Genomic DNA, 17475 nt, shown 5'->3' with positions numbered 1-17475 from the left:
GATCGTGTCATGTCTGCCGTCACATTCAACGCCCCAGCCGTGCCGCAGCCGCGCGCAAGCACAAAGGAGTGGATAGCCGTACTCGCCGGCATGATCGGCGCGTTCATGGCAATCCTCAACATCCAGATTACCAATGCATCGCTGCTCGATATCGAAGGCGGCATCGGCACCGGCGTCGATAACGGCGCCTGGATCTCGACGTCCTACCTCATCGGCGAAATCGTCGTCATCCCGCTTACGGCCTACTTCAGCAGCGTTTTTTCGTTTCGCCGCTACATGCTGGTGAACACGATATTATTCCCGCTGTTTTCGATCGCCTGTGCCTTCACGCATGATCTCGGCTCGATGATAGTCATGCGCGGCCTGCAGGGCTTCGCCGGCGGCGTGCTTATCCCCATGGCCTTCACCATGGTGCTGACGAAGCTGCCAAAGGCACAACAGCCGGTTGGCCTTGCGCTCTTCGCGCTGTCCGTCACTTTTGCTCCGGCGATTGGGCCGACGATCGGCGGCTACCTTACCGAGAATTACGGCTGGCAAACGATCTTCTTTATAAACGCGGTTCCGAGCGCCGTCATGGCGGTTGCCCTGGCGGCAACGTTGGACAAGGCGCCGATGCAGCTTCATCTGCTGAAGGAAGGCGACTGGGCCGGCATTTTCACGATGGCTGTCGGGCTATCGGCTCTGCAAACCGTGCTCGAAGAAGGCAACAAGGATGACTGGTTCTCCTCGCCCTTCATCCTGAAGCTCAGCGCTGTCGCCGTCGTCTTTCTGGTGACTTTCATCTGGATTGAATTGACCGTCGACAAGCCCCTGGTGAAACTCAGCCTCTTGAAGCAGCGCAACTTCGCCATCGGTGTCGTCGTCAACGTTCTGGTCGGCGTCGCCCTGTTCGGCACCGTCTATATCCTGCCCCAATACCTTGGGCAGGTGCAGCGCTACAATGCCGAGCAGATCGGCAATGTGCTTGCCTGGACCGGTCTGCCGCAATTGCTGCTGATCCCGCTGGTACCGATGCTGATGAAGCGTTTCGACGCCCGTTACATCGGCTTTCTCGGCATAAGCATCTTCGCTGTCAGCTGTTTCATGAACGTCATGCTTTCACCCGACAATGCCGGCGACCAATTCTGGATCCCGAACATTGTTCGTGCAATCGGGCAGGCGCTTGTCCTAACACCGATCACTGCCATCACCACGGCCGGGATCGCCGCTGCCGACGCCGCCGCAGCATCGGGTTTGACGAACATGCTGCGCAATCTCGGCGGCGCGGTCGGTACGGCAACGCTCGGAACCGTTCTGACCAAGCGGGAACAGTTCCACTCGAACATCATCGGCCAGTCTGTGACTCTGGCCCGCGACGAGGTTCATCAGCGTCTCGACCAGTTGACGGGTTATTTCATCGCCCACGGCGTTTCCGATCACGCCCTGGCCGCCCAACAGGCCGTCGTCGTCCTTGGCCGGCTTGTCAAGCGACAGGCGTTGATCCTCGGCTTCGGCGACACCTTTGCGGTTATTGGCGTCCTGCTTGCTATTGCTGCAATTGCCCTGTTGTTCGCCGAAAAGCCGAAAGGTGCTGCAGCGGCCGGCGCACACTGAAGGCTGCCAATACCTCGCGCCTTGCCAATTGCGCGCAGGGCCATTAACTCGTGGCATGGCATTTACACTGCGGCAACTGCAATATTTTGTAGCGGTGGCGGAGCAAGGCTCCGTCACCCGCGCCGCGCAGAATCTTTCCATATCGCAGTCATCCATCACCGAAGCAGTGAAGGAACTTGAAAACGACCTTGGCGTCGAACTTTTCGAGAGGCATCCGCGCGGGCTTGATATCACCTATAACGGGCACCAGTTCCTGCGGCACGCGACGAAGATCCTCGCCGACGTTTCCGATGCGCGCCGGTCTTTTTCCAACGATGCGCCAGCCATGGGTGGAAAGCTGCACCTTGGCGTCACCTCCCTGGTGGCAGGGTATGTGCTGTCCGACCTGCTTGCCCGGTTTCGCCGTGCCAGTCCCGGCGTCGAAGTGAGCGCCATCGAGGACAATGGTTCCTATCTCGAACATCTGCTCGTCGGAGGCGAGCTGGACGTCGCCGTGATGGTGATCTCCAACCTGCGCGATCGGATGGCGCTACAGGCTGAAATTATCGAGACCTCGCCTTATCGACTGTGGCTGCCCCTCGGGCATCCGCTGGTCAGCGCCGACATCATTTCGATCAACGATATCGCCAAGGAGCCGTTGATCATGCTGACCGTCGACGAAATCGAGGAGAATACCGGCAAGCTTTTGACCGCTCTTGGTGCCCGTCCGCACGTGGCCTTTCGCACGCGCTCGGTTGAAGCCGTGCGCAGTCTCGTGGCGACGGGTGCTGGCATCGCCCTTCTTCCCGATCTCGTGTACCGCCCGTGGTCACTGGAAGGCGACCGCATCGAAAGCCGCGACGTTTCGGGCGCCCTCCCCGTCGTGCAGGTCGGCATGGTCTGGCGCAAGGGCTCGAGCCTGCCGCAGGCGGCGCGGGATTTCGTCGGCATAGCCGAAGCGCTTCGTAGCGGGCGCACCCGTTAACATTAGCGATATCGGAATTTCCGATACCTACCTTCTCGTAAATGAATTTGCGAATGCAGCGAAACAGAGGCAGTCTCTTCTCAGGGAACATGGCTCGCAAAATCGCGGCCGAATCGGGGAGATTCGAACATGAAGCAGCTACTCAAATCCTGCACTGCGCTAACGCTTTCGTTGGTGTTCGCGACACAGGTCATGGCGCAGGAAGCGCTGAAGGAACTCGGCAAAGGTGAAGGTGAAGTCTCGATCGTCGCCTGGCCTGGCTATATCGAACGAGGCGACACAGACAAGAACTACGACTGGGTGACCGGCTTCGAAAAGGAAACCGGCTGCAAGGTCACCGTTAAGACGGCGGCCACATCCGACGAGATGGTAGCGCTGATGAACGAAGGCGGCTTCGATCTTGTGACCGCATCCGGAGATTCGACACGGCGCCTGATCGCTGGCAAGCGGGTCCAACCAATCAACACTGATCTTATCCCGAGTTGGAAGACCATCGACGAGCGCATGCAAAATGCGCCATGGCATACGATTGATGGCGTCCATTACGGCGTCCCCTATGTCTGGGGCCCGAATATCCTCATGTACAATACGGATGTTTTCAAAGACAAGGCTCCGACGAGCTGGAGCGTGGTGTTCGAGGAAATGAATCTGCCGGACGGGAAGTCCAACAAGGGCCGGATTCAGGCTTACGATGGTCCAATCCACATTGCCGACGCTGCCAACTACCTGATGTTCCACAAGCCCGAGCTTGGCATCAAGGATCCCTATGAATTGAATGAGGATCAGTACAAGGCGGCGCTCGACATCTTGCGCGTCCAGCGCACGCTCGCCGGCCGCTACTGGCACGATGCGATGGTACAGGTTGACGATTTCAAGAATGAGGGTGTTGTCGCATCGGGATCCTGGCCGTTCCAGGTCAATCTTCTGAAAGGCGAGAAACAGCCGGTCGCATCGGTTTTCCCGGAGGAGGGAACGACAGGCTGGGCCGATACGACCATGCTGCACGCCGACAGCAAGCATCCCAACTGCGCCTATATGTGGATCGAACATTCACTTTCGCCCAAGGTGCAGGGTGACGTTTCGGCATGGTTCGGCGCCAATCCTTCGGTCGGTGCTGCCTGCAAGGGCAATGAGCTGCTGACGGAGGAGGGCTGCGCCGCCAACGGCTATAACGACTTCGCCAAGATCAAGTTCTGGAAGACGCCGGTTGCCAAGTGTGAATCACAGGGCCAATGCATTCCCTATAACCGCTGGGTCTCGGATTATATCGCCGTCATTGGCGGACGCTGATACCGGTCACTGCCGCTACGCCGCTTGATGTTTGCAGATTTGTCGACCGGCCATGGACGCCGGTCGATCGCGAACTGCATAGGCCAGGCCCGGGCCAATCATAACCCAACTTGCTGGAGCAAGGCCATGACACCTGCTGTTCTATTCCAGAACGTATCCCGCCATTTCGGTGCCGTTCGTGCGGTAGATGCAGTTGATCTGGCAGTCGCTGAAGGCGAATTCTTCGCAATGCTTGGCCCGTCGGGATCGGGCAAGACGACGTGCCTGCGGCTGATGGCCGGGTTCGAACAACCGACGAGTGGTCACATCGAGATCTTCGGAGAAACCGCCGAGGGCGTTCCCCCTTACAAGCGCAGCGTCAACACTGTGTTTCAGGACTACGCACTGTTTCCGCACCTCAATATTCTCGACAACGTTGCCTACGGGCTCATGGTGAAGGGCGCGGGTAAGGAAGAACGGCGTAAGGCGGCTGAGGACGCGCTCGCCATGGTGAAGCTTCCCGGCTATGGCTCGCGGCGTCCGGGTCAGTTGTCGGGCGGTCAGCGCCAGCGCGTGGCGCTGGCGCGTGCGCTCGTCAACAAGCCGAAGGTACTTCTGCTTGACGAGCCGCTCGGCGCGCTCGATCTGAAGTTGCGCGAGCAGATGCAGGAGGAACTGAAGTCCCTGCAGAAGTCGCTTGGCATCACCTTTGTCTTCGTTACCCACGACCAAGGCGAGGCCTTGTCGATGGCCGACCGCATTGCTGTGTTCAATGACGGGAAAATTCAACAGCTTGGCACACCGGAGGAGGTGTACAAGCGACCGCAGACGCGCTTCGTTGCCGACTTCGTCGGTTCGTCGAACGTGCTGCCACCGGAATTCGTCAACCAGTTTGGCGCTGTCAACCGATATGCAAGCCTGCGCCCCGAAGCTATCACGCTCGGCCGCGCTGGCGACGGCAAGCTGGTGCTTGACGGCACCGTCGTGTCGCGCAGCTTCCTTGGTGCGACCAACCGCATCCTCGTCAGCGTCAATGGCACGCGCATCCACGTGATGAGCCCGGCCGCAGCGACGGTCCCCGCCGAAGGCGGGCGCGTAACATTGAGTTTCGACCGGGCCGATCTCCACCTGATGGATCAGGCGTTATGAGCGCCATCGCGCAACAACGATCAACCCTCACCGATCGCGGCAGCTTGAGCGGGCGGCTCTCGGACTTCCTGTGGAAGCATCCGCATATTTTGCTCATGCTCCTGCTCGCCCCGCCGCTGCTGTGGCTCGGCATAATCTATCTCGGTTCCCTCTTTGCGCTCCTGCTGCAAAGCTTCTTTTCCATTGACGACTATTCCGGGCTTATCAACTACCAGTTTACACTCGCCACATATGGCCAGTTGCTCAACGAAGCCAATCTGGACATCATCCTCCGGACGGTTCTCATGGCTTCGATCGTGACGCTGGTTTCGGCGGTCATTGCCTTTCCCATCGCCTACTATGCTGCGCGGTATGCGCAAGGAAAATGGAAGGCCTTTTTCTACCTCGGCGTGATGTTGCCGCTCTGGTCGAGCTACCTGGTGAAGATCTATGCCTGGAAACTGATCCTCGCCAAGGAAGGCATCCTTACCTGGTTTCTGACTAAGCTCAATTTGATGTGGCTGCTCGATGCCTGGCTCTCTCTCCCGGTCATCGGGGGCAACTCCCTATCGGTTAGCTATACGGGGACGTTTATCGTCTTCGTCTATGTCTGGATGCCCTTCATGATCCTCCCGATCCAGGCATCGCTCGAACGGGTGCCCGGCAACCTCATCGAAGCTTCTTCCGACCTTGGGGCCACGCCGCAACAAACCTTCCGCCATGTCCTTTTCCCGCTTGCCCTGCCGGGAATCGTCGCGGGCTCGATCTTCACCTTCTCGCTGACACTCGGCGACTACATCATTCCGCAGATCATCGGTTCGTCGCGGCTGTTTATTGGACAGGCGGTCTATGCGCAGCAGGGCACGGCGGGCAACATACCGCTGGCAGCGGCGTTCACGGTTGTTCCTATCGTGATCATGGGCTTCTATCTGTGGATGGCGCGGCGCATGGGGGCATTCGATGCGCTCTGATCGCTCCGCCCCGCTCGGACTGAAGATCGCTGCCGGTTGCGGCCTCCTCTTCCTGCATGTGCCGCTGCTTCTGATCTTTCTCTATGCCTTCACGACCGAAGACAAGAGCTACCAGTTCCCGCCGCCCGGCCTGACCCTCCAATGGTTCGCTGTCACCTGGGAGCGGCCCGATGTCTGGCAGGCGCTGTCTCTCTCCGTGCGTGTCGCGACGGTATCGACCATACTGGCGCTAATTCTCGGTACGCTTTGCGCCGCCGCCGTGAGCCAGACGCGCTTCTTCGGCCGCGAGACAATTTCGCTCCTCGTCATCCTGCCGATCGCGCTGCCCGGCATCATCACCGGCATTGCGCTGCGTTCCGCCTTCAGCCTGGCCGATATACCCTTCTCGTTCTGGACCATCGTCCTTGGTCACGCGACCTTCTGCATCGTCGTCGTCTACAACAATGCAGTGGCCCGCTTCCGCCGCGTTTCCGGCTCGCTGATGGAAGCATCGATGGACCTCGGCGCCAACGGCTTCCAGACGTTCCGCTACATCATCCTGCCGAACATCGGAACCGCCCTGTTGGCCGGGGGCATGCTCGCTTTCGCCCTGTCGTTCGACGAGGTGATCGTCACCACCTTTACCGGTGGCCAACAATCGACACTGCCGATCTGGATGCTGCAGGAGCTTATTCGTCCGCGCCAGAGGCCCGTCACCAACGTCGTGGCGATGGTAGTGGTGCTCGTGACGTTCCTGCCGATCCTTGCCGCCTATTACCTCACACGTGACGGCGACCAGATCGCCGGTTCAGGCAAATAATAAGACTATGGGAGAACATGTCATGGATACGCAATTGCTCATCGGGTCAAGGTTCGAAGCCGGAACGGAAACGGAGGAACAGATCCTCAATCCCAAGACCGGCGCCAGGATTATCGATCTCGCCGAGGCTTCCCACAGTCAGATCGACGCGGCGGTAGATGCCGCCGAAGGAGCTTTCCTGGGCTGGTCGCGCACAACGCCGGCCGAGCGCGCGGGGTATCTTCTGAAGATTGCGGACGCCATCGAAGCGGAGGCAGACGATTTTGCCGCGCTCGAAGCACTGAATTGCGGCAAGCCGATCAATGCGGTGCGCAACGATGAACTGCCGGCCATCATCGACTGCTGGCGGTTTTTTGCCGGAGCGGTTCGCACATTGACCTCCCCTGTTGCCGGAGAATATCTGCCCGGACATACCTCCATGATCCGCCGCGATGCGATCGGCAGCGTCGGCTCGATTGCCCCATGGAATTATCCGTTGATGATGATGGCCTGGAAGGTCGCGCCAGCGATCGCGGGCGGCAACACAGTCGTGTTCAAGCCATCGGAGCAGACACCGCTTACAGCCTTAAAAATGGCGCGCCTGCTCGCCGGAATATTGCCTGAAGGTGTCGTGAACATCATCCTTGGCCGCGGCGAGACCGTCGGCAACGCCCTTATCAACCATCCGAAGATCGCCATGGTTTCCATTACCGGTGACATTGCGACAGGCAAGAAAGTCTTGCAGGCGGCGGCCAAGACCGTCAAGCGCACCCATCTCGAGCTTGGCGGCAAAGCGCCGGTGATCGTATATGGAGACGCCGACCTTGAAGCCGTCGTCAATGGCATCCGCACGTTCGGCTACTACAATGCCGGCCAAGACTGCACTGCGGCCTGCCGCATCTACGCGCAGGACAGCATTTATGAGCGCCTGGTGGCCGACCTGTCTTCGGCAGTGTCGACAATCCGCTATAACGACCCCGACGACACGGTCAATGAGATCGGACCGCTGATCTCGGGACGCCAGCGCGACCGGGTTGCGAGCTTCGTCGAGCGGGCAACGGAACAGAAGCACATCGAGATCACGACGGGAGGCAGTCCCGGCAGCACCAATGGATTTTTCTTCCAGCCGACGGTGGTCGCCGGCGCCACGCAGGAAGACGAAATCGTGCGCCGGGAAGTGTTCGGACCGGTCGTTTCCGTGACACGGTTCAAAGAGGACGAGCAGGCAGTTAGCTGGGCCAATGACAGCGATTACGGTCTGGCGTCGTCGGTCTGGACTCGCGACATCACCAAGGCGATGCAGGCAGCATCACGCCTGCAATATGGCTGCACCTGGATCAACACGCATTTCATGCTCACCAACGAGATGCCGCATGGCGGCGTGAAGCAGTCAGGCTACGGCAAGGACATGTCCGTCTACGCGCTGGAGGACTATACGGCCGTGCGCCACATCATGATCAATCATGGGTAAGGCCTTGCGCCGTGCAAAAAAGGAAGCGGGGCCAATGGTCGGCCCCGCCGCGTCGATCAGCTGCGGATGAACGCGAGAAGGTCCGCGTTGATTGTCTCCGCGTGCGTCGTCGGCATGCCGTGCGGGAAGCCCTTGTAGGTCTTGAGCGTTCCATTCTGCAAAAGCTTTGCCGACAAAGGAGCAGAATCGGCATAAGGAACGATCTGGTCGTCGTCGCCGTGCATCACGAGTACCGGGACCTTGATCTTCTTCAGATCTTCGGTGAAATCGGTCTGCGAGAAGGCGACGATGCCGTCATAATGCGCCTTGGCGCCACCCATCATGCCCTGACGCCACCAATTCTGAATCACGGCCTCCGACACATTGGCGCCGGGTCTGTTGTAGCCGTAGAACGGGCCGGCGGCTATCGCACGGTAGAAATCGCTGCGGCCCGCGGCGAGTTGCTTCTGGAAGTCGTCGAATACATCCTTCGGCAGTCCGCCGGGGTTGGCGTCAGTCTTGACCATGAGCGGCGGCACGGCACTCAGGATCGCCGCCTTGGCTACCCGGCTTTCGCCATGACGCGCAATATAGTGCACCACTTCCCCGCCCCCCGTGGAATGGCCGACGTGAACGGCATTCTTCAGGTCGAGTTTTTCGGTCAATGCCGCAAGATCATCGGCATAATGATCCATGTCGTGGCCGTCGCTCACCTGACTTGAACGCCCGTGACCGCGCCGATCATGGGCAATGACGCGAAAGCCATTGTTGGCGAAGAACATCATCTGCGCATCCCAATCGTCCGCTGATAGCGGCCACCCGTGGCTGAAGACGATCGGCTGCCCTGCTCCCCAGTCCTTGTAGAAAATCTCGACCCCATCCTTTGTGTTGATCGTTGGCATATCGTTCTCTCCTGACGGTTTGAATTGGGACGGACGGAGGGTATTGCAGCCGCGCCCGAAAGCAAATGCCATCTAGGCACAACTTATCGGGGAAATATTCCGATGAAAGTCAATCACTGGCTGCTCTACGTAGTTTTCTCGGCAGAGCCTAGGGTTAGTGCTGATTGCGGCATGCTGATCCTGTCAATATTGTCGATATCTCAAGTTCCCCTCTCTAGACTTGAAACTTGGCCCGCCGCTGCTGCAAACCCCTGGCAGCGGCGGGCGTATTTGTTCTATCAGGAGGTGGCCATAGCAAACGCACGAGGCCTGCTGAATGGAGCGCACGCAATCGTTTGGCACAGACTTGCTCACTTCTGCGTATCAGTGCGTCGTTGCGCCCCGTACCCGCCCCGGCGTCTCACCGTAAGCCTTTTTGAAGGCCTTTATGAAGTGCCCGGCGGTCTCAAAGCCTACCTCAATGGCGATCTCGATCAGCGGAGCCTTGGTCTGCAGTAGTAGCGCCCGCGCGCGATGCAACCTCAACGCCATATAGGCCTGAGCGGGTGAGCGGCCCGTCTTTTCATGGAAGAGACGCTCCAATTGGCGACGCGAAATGCCGACAGACGCCGCGAGGTCGGGGATGCTGATAATGTCCTCGACATGCCGTTCCATGGTGATCAGGATCGACTTCAGGCGATCGTCGCTGCAGTCGATATCCAGCGGCCGGCGCGGCTGAATATCGAGCGCAGTTCGTGCCCGTTCTATCTGCAGCACTTCGAGCGCATTGCGTTCGGCGTCCCTGCTGATCGACTGGCGCACGATCGACGCTGCCAGATCGGCGGCACTGGTGCCGCCAGCACAGGAACCGCGCGCCTTGTCGAGGTTGTACAATCGATCGGAACGTACCGCCAGATCAGGAAAGCGTTCCCTGAATGCCTGGTAGTGCAGCCAGCTGACGCACGTCTCGTGGTGATCCATCAATCCGGCTTCCGCCAGAATGAACGACCCGGTGCACACGCCGATCAGAGGCACCTCTCGCAGATCTGCCCGCTTGAGGAAAGCGATCGTGTCGTTGTCGATGGGGCGTTCCACGGTCAACAGCCCCCCGACCACCACGATGTAGTTAAACTGGCCGGGGTCGACGAAATCCGACGTCGGAGCCACCTCGACGCCGCAACTTGACGTGATCAGATGCCGGGTGCTTCCGAGCACCTGCCAGTCGGCATGCACCCGTCCAGAACGGTCGAGCTCATCGCTTGCCAGCCGCAACGTATCGACGAACATGGCAAAGGCCGACAGAGTGAAGGAACGCGCGAGGACGAAGCCGATTTTCAATCGCGCCGTCTCGGAGGTCAGGGGTCTCGCATTCATCCGTCAGTCCTTCTACGGTGTCGTCGATAATGCCTTGGCCTTGCGGTAAGCGGCGTCAAGACCGGCGTCCACCGCAGCATCAAAGCCCTCTTGCCGCATGGCAATGATGCCTGCCGCCGTCGTCCCCTTATAGTCCACGAACGATTTGACCGTCTCGGATGGCGATGCGCCGTTGAACTCCTGAAGCCGGCCGGCGCCGATGATCACCTGCTCTGCGGCGCGTCGCGCGACGTCAGCGGGAACACCCCGGGCCACCGCATGGTTCATCATTGCTTCTGCGAGCAAGGCCGGGAATGCAGCGCCCGAACCCGACATGGCGGTGAAGTAATCAATGTGCTCCTCTTCGCTGACCGCGTCGACCACGCCGCAACTGCGGAACAGCCTCGCTATCGTATCGCTATCTCCGGGTTCATGCGAATCGATGAAGAAGGGCGTATAGGAATAGCCGAGCTCTGCTGCCGCATTGGGCAGTGCGCGGGCTACCCTGTTGCTGCCGGTTCGTTGCTTGATGTCCGTGATCGTCACACCGGCCATTACCGACACCACCAATTTTTCCGCGGCGTCGATATCGACAGCATTCCAGTCATTCGGCCGCACCGAGAGCACGATGACATCAGAATTATTTACGAGTTGCGTGTTGTCAGGCGTCCAATGACAGCCGAGCGAACTTTCTGGTCGTCCGCTGCGGAACGAGCAAGTGAGCCGTTCAGACCCGACTGTTCCCGAACCGACAAGAGCTTTCGCTATGGCTGTTCCCAGCCAACCCGACCCTCCAATGATGCCTACGCGACCGATGTCAACCATGCGGGGACCTCCTTGCTTTCAAGCATCATACGCGATCTGCGGTTCCATGACCGCGACATATGGTTGTCGTCTTGCGGCTAGGGCGGAGGAGCACCTTTCCCTGCCATCGGTCGCTCGCGTCAAAAGCGAGGTTTCATTGCATCCCGTATTCACTTTGCTTTTGGACGCCGGCTTGTGACAAGCGCGCGATAGCAGCGCCATTGCCATCGAAAATGTGGACGTCTTGCGGTCGCGCGGTAAACCGGATCTTGTCCGTCCTGGCGTAGGTGCCGGTACCGTCTACCTTGATGAGATATTTTCGATCAGAGCCCGGCATATCGACATAGAGGATCTGTACTTCGCCGAGGTGTTCGACAAAATCGATGGTACCGGTAAACACTGGGCCATTCGTTTTTGCATCCGCGATCTGTGTATTTTCAGGACGAATACCGATGCTGAGCCGATCCCCAGCAGAAACGCCAGCGGGCAGCACACCAAGATCGAGAGCGACCCCGCAATCCAGCTTGCATTTCGCGGAGCCCGACAAGTCCTTTTCAAGTTTCCCCTCCAATATGTTCATCGAAGGCGACCCGATGAACTGCGCAACGAAAAGATTGGCAGGATTTTTGTAGAGCTCGATCGGCGTCCCAACCTGCTCGATGTTTCCGTCCTTGAAGACGACGATGCGGTCGGCCAAAGTCATGGCCTCGACCTGGTCATGTGTCACGTAGATCATGGTGACGTCCGGCATGCTCTGCTTCAGCTTCGCAATCTCGATCCGGGTCGCTACGCGCAGCGCCGCATCGAGATTGGACAATGGTTCATCGAAGAGAAACACGCGCGGGTCACGCACGATGGCGCGGCCGATGGCAACACGTTGCCTCTGTCCGCCGGAAAGAGCCTTCGGCAGCCTCTGCAGATAGCTGTCGAGCTGGAGGATGTTTGCTGCATTGCGCACACGTTTATCTATTTCGGCTTTGGGCAGGCCGGCAATGCGCAGACCGAAGGCCATATTCTCGAAGACAGTCATGTGCGGGTACAGGGCGTAGGACTGGAACACCATCGAAATGCCGCGCTTGGACGGCGCCACATTGTTGATCCGCTCGCCGTCAATGATGAGGTCGCCGGAGGTAATCGTTTCCAACCCGGCAATCGAGCGAAGCAGTGTCGATTTTCCACAGCCCGAGGGGCCCACAAAAACGATGAACTCACCCGATTTAATGTCGAGATCGATGCCGTGAAGGACCTCCAGATTGGAGTATGACTTACGTATGTTTCTCAGCGACAAGTCAGCCATCGTTCCGTTCCTTATATTTGCTTCCCATCACTCAGGGAGCAAGATTGGCCAGGAATCGCGTGATCCGATCCGGCTTCTGATTGAGAATTTCCACGTCATTCTTGCGGCGAATGGCGCTCCTGACGATCTTCGCACCGACATAGCGCAAGGGTTCGGGCGGGAGCTTCGTCCGGCGACCGATACCGACCAGCCCGCACCTGCTCCACTTGTCGTCGCGTCCCAAAACGAGGCTTGCCATAATGCGGCCGGCAACGGGCGTCTGGGCAATTCCGGTGCCGTTGAAACCGACAGCGTAAAAGATATTCCGATGCTCTTTCAGATGATCGAAAACTGGCAGATGCTGGGCAGTGCAGTCGATTGGTCCGCTCCAATCATATTGCACCTCAACTTCTTTAAGTTGCGGATAGACGCGGTGCAGCTCGCGGATATTGTCCGAACCCTTGTCTCCGCTCCGGTTGAAGCTGGAGCCGATGCGGTCCTGATACGCAATGCCGCCGGTTCCCCGGCCGAAGATCACACGGCCTGAAGGGGTGCGCTGGTAGTAGAGCACGTGGTGTTGGGCATCGCAGATCGATGCACCGTCGACCCAACCGATCTCATCCAGAATGTCGGCAGCAGGCGCGGTGGCGATGAGCTGACTGCTGACTACATAAAGATAGTGGTGCAGTTCCGAAATCGCCGAAAGCCATGCGTTGGCTGCGAGGACGATCTTCTTGGCTGACAACGTACCCTGAGCCGTGCGCAATTGCGGTTGTGCCCCGGGTACGATCTCCAGAACCGGACTTTGCTCGTGAATAATGACGCCTTTCGAGATTGCAAGCTGGCGCAAACCGAGCGCCAGCTTTGCCGGCTGGACCGTCCCTGCCCGGTCTTCCACGATGCCAAGGTAGGACGCGGAAGAACCGGTCCGCTTCAGCATATCGGCCCGGTCAAGGGTCCGAAATCGCTTCTCGCCCAGCGTCCGGGTGAGATCATAGGCCTTCGACCACGCCCCTTCCTGGGCGGCGGAACTTGCCGTCCACAACCAGCCGTCCAGTCGCAAATCCATGTCGATCGTGCCGGAATCCTGCAGGGTCTTGAGTTCATCGATGGCGTCGGCAGTAGCGCGGCACAACATGAGCGCGTCTTCAGTACCCACGAGTTCCCGTAGCATGTCGATCTCGGCGAACCAGGTGTGGACCTGTCCCCCATTCCTGCCCGAAGCGCCCGACCCGCAAAAATCAGCTTCGACGATCGTAACGCGCGTCTCGGGCGCATGCTCTTTTATCCGCAGCGCAGTCCACAGGCCGGCGTAACCACCGCCGACGATCGCAATATCGCACGTCTCGCTGCCCTTGAGCGGTGTCGTTGCGGCATCGGCGGCAATGCTCTGCAACCAAAAGGACCGGTCTTCTCCTGGAGCCGCAACCGGCGGTCTCATTTTGATACTGCTCATGCTCAAGCCCTTTGCGCGGTACGGATGACGCTGTCGTATTTGTCGAGAAGCCATTGGGGTATCGGCAGGATCACCTGGGGAAATCCGCCGAGATGCGTACAGGTTTCCGCGGCCCGCGCGGCCGAACGATTGAGCGCGGTTTCCTCCGAGCAGCCTTCTACAAAACGGCTAACGATGAATGTTGCGATGAAGCTGTCGCCGGCGCCACAGGTATCAACGACAGATACCGGGACCGAATCCGCGAAGAACAGAGCGCTGCCATTATCGTAGAAGGAGCCGCGCTTGCCGCATGTGACCACGACTTCGCGGGCCCCTGCCCGCTTAAACTTTTCGATGAGCGGCTTGACCGGTTCGTCCGGATCGTCTGGACCTGACGCAAAAACCAGCGGTACATTATCCAGCGGCAAATCGAAGTGTCGTGTCGACACGTCGACGCTGAACCTTACGCCATCCGCTACAAGCCGGCGCACCAGCTCTTCGCTCGCATTTGTGCCGAGATGGACCCAGTCGGCCCGCCGCATCGCATCATAATGTTCGCCTTTCGGAAAATAGCCTGCCCCGACGCCGAGGGACTCGAGCAGGAAGCGCCGCTCGCCGGCATCGTCGGCAAGAAGGGTTACCGCGGAACTCCCTGTCAGCAATTCCACGTCGCCCGGAGCGAGGCCGACACGCTCGATCTCGTCGAGCATGATCTCGGCTTCTTCATCATGGCCGAGGGCGCCGAAATAGCGCGCATTGTGGCCGTGTCGTTGCCATTGAACCGCGACATTGAGCGCATTTCCTCCTACCGTGACGAAGCCTTTGGTCAGGTAGGCATCAAGGCAATTGTCGCCGACAGCAATCAGCGTTGGACTGGCGTTCTGCATCATTGCTCCGCACGGTCAAGAAGAGGAGCAATCGCGGTCAGACAGCGTTGCCAGGCCGAAACGGGATCAAGCGCATAAGATCCATTGCCGAACGGTTCGAAGGTAAGGGTCCCCGTAAAGGAACTCGCATCGAGTTCAGCGAAATAGTCGTGCAATGGCAGGTTGCCATCGCCCCAGACCAGGTGGCCGGCCGGCGTCCCGTCAACGATATGAACATGGGAAAGGCGCTCGCCAAACTTATCGACATAGGCGCCGACGCTGTCCTTCGCCGTTGCCATTGCCACAAGATCGAGAACGACGTCGACATTATCTGCGTCGAGCTCGCGCCAGAAGGCAAAGAGCTCATCCGCGTTGTTGACGATATTGCTCTCGGTTCGTTGCAGTGGTTCCAGAAGACAGGCAACCCCGTTTCTCCTGGCGTGCCGGGCAATCGTGTTGACTGACTCGATCGAGCGAGCCCAGGCACGCTCTCGACTTTCACTTTCGAACCCGCGGCCCGGGGTCAGAAACAGGTATTTCGCACCAAGTTCAGCACAAATATCGGCAGCATGAAGAAAGCGCTCCACGCTCTTTGCGCGATAGGTGTCGTCGCCCGATGCGATGTTGATGGGATAGAGCACCTGTTCCGGCGTGAAGCAGTGAACCGACAACTGATTGTCGACGAGGACGGCCTTCACTTCTCTCAGGCGCGAATTGCTATCGTTGAAGAGGTCGAGGTGGGGAGCAATTCCCCAAAGCTCCATGCGGCTGAATCCCATCCGGCGCAGCTGCTCCGCAACCCACCGGAACGGGTGGTGCTGAAAGGAGAAATTCGCTCCGATGAGTTGTTCACGTCTCAACATTTCCCACTCCCCTTACTTGCCGATGCCTTCGGCGAGGCCCCGGATGAAGAAGCGCTGCGCGGCGAAGAAAACAATGACGATGGGAAGTGCCGATAATGTCATCGCAGCGAAGACGATGGCGTAATTGGTTCCGTGTTTCGCCATGATCGATGTCAGGCCGACAGGCAGTGTCTGCAAGTCTGCGCCGCTCGTGAAAATCATCGCGAAGAGATATTCGTTCCAGGCGAAAAGCACATGCAGGATGACACAGGATACAAGTATCGGCTTGCACAGCGGCAGGATCACCTTCCAAAAGATCTGGCCCTCGGTCGCGCCATCCATGATGGCTGCTTCATCGAGATCGCGCGGCAGTCCGAGCATGTAGGCGCGAATGAGAAAGGTCGTGAACGGGATGCGGAAGGCTGTATAAAGAATGATCAGCGCCCAATAGGTGTTGTAGAGGCCGAGATCCTGCATCATGCGCACGAGCGGGATTACCGCTACAGTCGGGCTGAGCATGAGACCGCCAAGCACGATACCTACGAAATAAGGCTTCCCGGGCAGGCTTGAGCGCGTCAGGCCGTATGCGGTCCACGCGCTTATGAGAACGGTGCAGATGGCGGAACCAAGCGTCACGATTATGCTCGTCGCGATGTAATTGCGGATGCCCTGGTTCCAGGCAGAGATATAGTTTCCGATCGTAAAGCTGGTCGGAAGCGCAAATGGATTGCCGAAGATCTCGGAGTTGCTCTTGAAGCCGTTCAGGGCCATCCAGATCAATGGATAGATGACGATGACACCGAGGCTGACGAGAAAGGTAACGAGGCAGACCTTTGCCAGCGCCGACACGAAATCGACCGGTTCCCTCTCACTGGATTGAAGGGTGACGCTCACAGATGCACCCTCCGCTTCCTTGTGTACCAGAGCTGGGCGAAGCCGGTCAGCAAGGTGATGAGGAAGATCACGGTTGCCACGGCGGCGCCATATCCAAAGTCGTTTTCGATGAAGCCCTGTTGATAGAGCCAGGTTCCAAGCACCTGGCTGGAATTGTTCGGACCGCCGGCCGTCATGACCATGACCTCGTTGAAAACCTGGAAGGCGCCGGTGATCGTGACAATGACCATCAGGCCTGTCATCTCGCGTGTCAGAGGCATGGTGATGTTCCACAGGCGCCGCCAGGTGCCGGCCCCGTCCATGATCGCTGCATCGTAGAGTTCGCGCGGTATCTTCTGGATCGCAATTCCGAACAGCAGCGTCGAATAGCCGAAACCCTGCCATTGGCTCATGGCTATGATCGCATAGATCGCCGTATGCTCTTCGCCGAGCCACGCCCGCGACCAATTCCCGAGGCCAATCTGTGTGAGAAAGGAGTCGAGCAGACCGATGTCCGGCTGGTAGATGAAGTAGAACAGCAGGCCGGTCACTGTGATCGAAATCGCCGAGGGGATGAAATAGACGGCGCGCCAGAACCTGCGCCATCTTTCGTTGTCGAGACCCTCGATGAGCGCAGCGAGCACGAATGCGCCAAATACCTGAAAGACAATCGAGATGACCGCATAAAGCGTGTTGTTGAGGATCGCGGTCCAGACGATCGGATCGCTCTGGAGCCGGCGATAGTTGTCGAGGCCGACAAAGGCGGTTTCGCCGGTGAAAATATCCTGGTTCTTCGTGCTGACGATGAAGTTGTCGATGATTGGATAATAGACGAACCAAAGGATCAGAACGAATGCGACCAACACCCAGCGGAAAGACAGCAAGCCGGACAACGGGCTGGCCCGATCATTCCCGGCTTTCCTCCGCAGGGTGAAGCCGATAGCGGCGGCTTCACCCTTATAGTCATGCTTCACGACAGTCATTGTCTGAGA

Annotated in this window: 16 protein-coding genes; 7 read left to right on the top strand and 9 right to left on the bottom strand. The window is 58.7% G+C overall.

All coding sequences use genetic code 11. The features are described 5' to 3' along the window. Positions 1-9 precede the first annotated feature (9 nt). The 7 genes from BLR72_RS20410 to BLR72_RS20380 all read left to right on the top strand — a co-directional run bounded on the left by BLR72_RS20410 (position 10) and on the right by BLR72_RS20380 (position 8174). On the top strand, positions 10-1593 hold the full coding sequence (locus BLR72_RS20410; RefSeq protein ID WP_091951519.1) for a DHA2 family efflux MFS transporter permease subunit: 1584 nt from the start codon (positions 10-12) through the stop codon (positions 1591-1593). 55 nt (positions 1594-1648) lie between these two features. Further along, positions 1649-2557: a LysR family transcriptional regulator gene (locus BLR72_RS20405; protein ID WP_091951517.1), complete on the top strand. Its 909-nt coding sequence runs from the start codon at positions 1649-1651 to the stop codon at positions 2555-2557. A gap of 129 nt (positions 2558-2686) precedes the next feature. After that, a complete protein-coding gene (locus BLR72_RS20400; RefSeq protein ID WP_091951515.1) occupies positions 2687-3847 on the top strand; it encodes an ABC transporter substrate-binding protein in 1161 nt (386 codons plus the stop codon). Positions 3848-3973: 126 nt separating this feature from the next. After that, positions 3974-4975: an ABC transporter ATP-binding protein gene (locus BLR72_RS20395; RefSeq protein ID WP_091951513.1), complete on the top strand. Its 1002-nt coding sequence runs from the start codon at positions 3974-3976 to the stop codon at positions 4973-4975. Beyond that, positions 4972-5925: an ABC transporter permease gene (locus BLR72_RS20390; protein ID WP_091951511.1), complete on the top strand. Its 954-nt coding sequence runs from the start codon at positions 4972-4974 to the stop codon at positions 5923-5925. Before BLR72_RS20395 ends, BLR72_RS20390 begins: the two co-directional genes overlap by 4 nt. Beyond that, positions 5915-6724, top strand: coding sequence for an ABC transporter permease (locus tag BLR72_RS20385; protein WP_091951509.1), 810 nt, complete (start codon positions 5915-5917; stop codon positions 6722-6724). The genes BLR72_RS20390 and BLR72_RS20385 overlap by 11 nt, the downstream gene beginning before the upstream one ends. 22 nt (positions 6725-6746) lie before the next feature. Then, positions 6747-8174, top strand: coding sequence for a gamma-aminobutyraldehyde dehydrogenase (locus BLR72_RS20380; protein WP_091951507.1), 1428 nt, complete (start codon positions 6747-6749; stop codon positions 8172-8174). Between the two features lie 56 nt (positions 8175-8230). On the opposite strand, the gene BLR72_RS20375 is transcribed toward BLR72_RS20380, so the two are convergent. The 9 genes from BLR72_RS20375 to BLR72_RS20335 form a co-directional block, all read right to left on the bottom strand. Further along, positions 8231-9055: an alpha/beta fold hydrolase gene (locus BLR72_RS20375; protein WP_091951505.1), complete on the bottom strand. Its 825-nt coding sequence runs from the start codon at positions 9053-9055 to the stop codon at positions 8231-8233. Positions 9056-9418: 363 nt separating this feature from the next. Then, positions 9419-10408: a GlxA family transcriptional regulator gene (locus BLR72_RS20370; RefSeq protein WP_091951504.1), complete on the bottom strand. Its 990-nt coding sequence runs from the start codon at positions 10406-10408 to the stop codon at positions 9419-9421. Positions 10409-10420: 12 nt separating this feature from the next. Next, entirely contained in the window at positions 10421-11212 is a 792-nt protein-coding gene (locus tag BLR72_RS20365; RefSeq protein WP_091951502.1) for a pyrroline-5-carboxylate reductase family protein, read from the bottom strand. Between the two features lie 133 nt (positions 11213-11345). Further along, positions 11346-12488: an ABC transporter ATP-binding protein gene (gene ugpC, locus BLR72_RS20360; protein WP_091951500.1), complete on the bottom strand. Its 1143-nt coding sequence runs from the start codon at positions 12486-12488 to the stop codon at positions 11346-11348. Positions 12489-12519: 31 nt separating this feature from the next. Beyond that, positions 12520-13923 (bottom strand): NAD(P)/FAD-dependent oxidoreductase, encoded by a 1404-nt coding sequence (locus tag BLR72_RS20355; RefSeq protein ID WP_091951498.1) that lies wholly within the window; start codon positions 13921-13923, stop codon positions 12520-12522. Between the two features lie 2 nt (positions 13924-13925). Next, positions 13926-14789, bottom strand: coding sequence for a PfkB family carbohydrate kinase (locus BLR72_RS20350; RefSeq protein WP_091951496.1), 864 nt, complete (start codon positions 14787-14789; stop codon positions 13926-13928). Next, positions 14789-15631: a sugar phosphate isomerase/epimerase family protein gene (locus BLR72_RS20345; RefSeq protein WP_091951494.1), complete on the bottom strand. Its 843-nt coding sequence runs from the start codon at positions 15629-15631 to the stop codon at positions 14789-14791. The genes BLR72_RS20350 and BLR72_RS20345 overlap by 1 nt, the downstream gene beginning before the upstream one ends. Before the next feature lie 12 nt (positions 15632-15643). After that, positions 15644-16504: a carbohydrate ABC transporter permease gene (locus tag BLR72_RS20340; protein ID WP_091951492.1), complete on the bottom strand. Its 861-nt coding sequence runs from the start codon at positions 16502-16504 to the stop codon at positions 15644-15646. After that, positions 16501-17466, bottom strand: a complete 966-nt coding sequence (locus BLR72_RS20335; protein ID WP_091951490.1) for a carbohydrate ABC transporter permease — start codon at positions 17464-17466, stop codon at positions 16501-16503. Before BLR72_RS20335 ends, BLR72_RS20340 begins: the two co-directional genes overlap by 4 nt. Positions 17467-17475: the final 9 nt, after the last annotated feature.

The sequence above is a fragment of the Phyllobacterium sp. YR620 genome, assembly GCF_900104165.1.
Classification (GTDB): domain Bacteria; phylum Pseudomonadota; class Alphaproteobacteria; order Rhizobiales; family Rhizobiaceae; genus Phyllobacterium; species Phyllobacterium pellucidum.
The sequence above is the reverse complement of the archived record's forward strand: the minus strand, read 5'-3'. Positions and strand labels throughout refer to the sequence as shown.

Coding starts and splice junctions, on each gene's coding strand:
- BLR72_RS20410 (WP_091951519.1), top strand. CDS start 10: ATGTCTGCCGTCACATTCAACGCCCCAGCCGTGCCGCAGCCGCGCGCA.
- BLR72_RS20405 (WP_091951517.1), top strand. CDS start 1,649: ATGGCATTTACACTGCGGCAACTGCAATATTTTGTAGCGGTGGCGGAG.
- BLR72_RS20400 (WP_091951515.1), top strand. CDS start 2,687: ATGAAGCAGCTACTCAAATCCTGCACTGCGCTAACGCTTTCGTTGGTG.
- BLR72_RS20395 (WP_091951513.1), top strand. CDS start 3,974: ATGACACCTGCTGTTCTATTCCAGAACGTATCCCGCCATTTCGGTGCC.
- BLR72_RS20390 (WP_091951511.1), top strand. CDS start 4,972: ATGAGCGCCATCGCGCAACAACGATCAACCCTCACCGATCGCGGCAGC.
- BLR72_RS20385 (WP_091951509.1), top strand. CDS start 5,915: ATGCGCTCTGATCGCTCCGCCCCGCTCGGACTGAAGATCGCTGCCGGT.
- BLR72_RS20380 (WP_091951507.1), top strand. CDS start 6,747: ATGGATACGCAATTGCTCATCGGGTCAAGGTTCGAAGCCGGAACGGAA.
- BLR72_RS20375 (WP_091951505.1), bottom strand. CDS start 9,055: ATGCCAACGATCAACACAAAGGATGGGGTCGAGATTTTCTACAAGGAC.
- BLR72_RS20370 (WP_091951504.1), bottom strand. CDS start 10,408: ATGAATGCGAGACCCCTGACCTCCGAGACGGCGCGATTGAAAATCGGC.
- BLR72_RS20365 (WP_091951502.1), bottom strand. CDS start 11,212: ATGGTTGACATCGGTCGCGTAGGCATCATTGGAGGGTCGGGTTGGCTG.
- ugpC (WP_091951500.1), bottom strand. CDS start 12,488: ATGGCTGACTTGTCGCTGAGAAACATACGTAAGTCATACTCCAATCTG.
- BLR72_RS20355 (WP_091951498.1), bottom strand. CDS start 13,923: ATGAGCAGTATCAAAATGAGACCGCCGGTTGCGGCTCCAGGAGAAGAC.
- BLR72_RS20350 (WP_091951496.1), bottom strand. CDS start 14,789: ATGCAGAACGCCAGTCCAACGCTGATTGCTGTCGGCGACAATTGCCTT.
- BLR72_RS20345 (WP_091951494.1), bottom strand. CDS start 15,631: ATGTTGAGACGTGAACAACTCATCGGAGCGAATTTCTCCTTTCAGCAC.
- BLR72_RS20335 (WP_091951490.1), bottom strand. CDS start 17,466: ATGACTGTCGTGAAGCATGACTATAAGGGTGAAGCCGCCGCTATCGGC.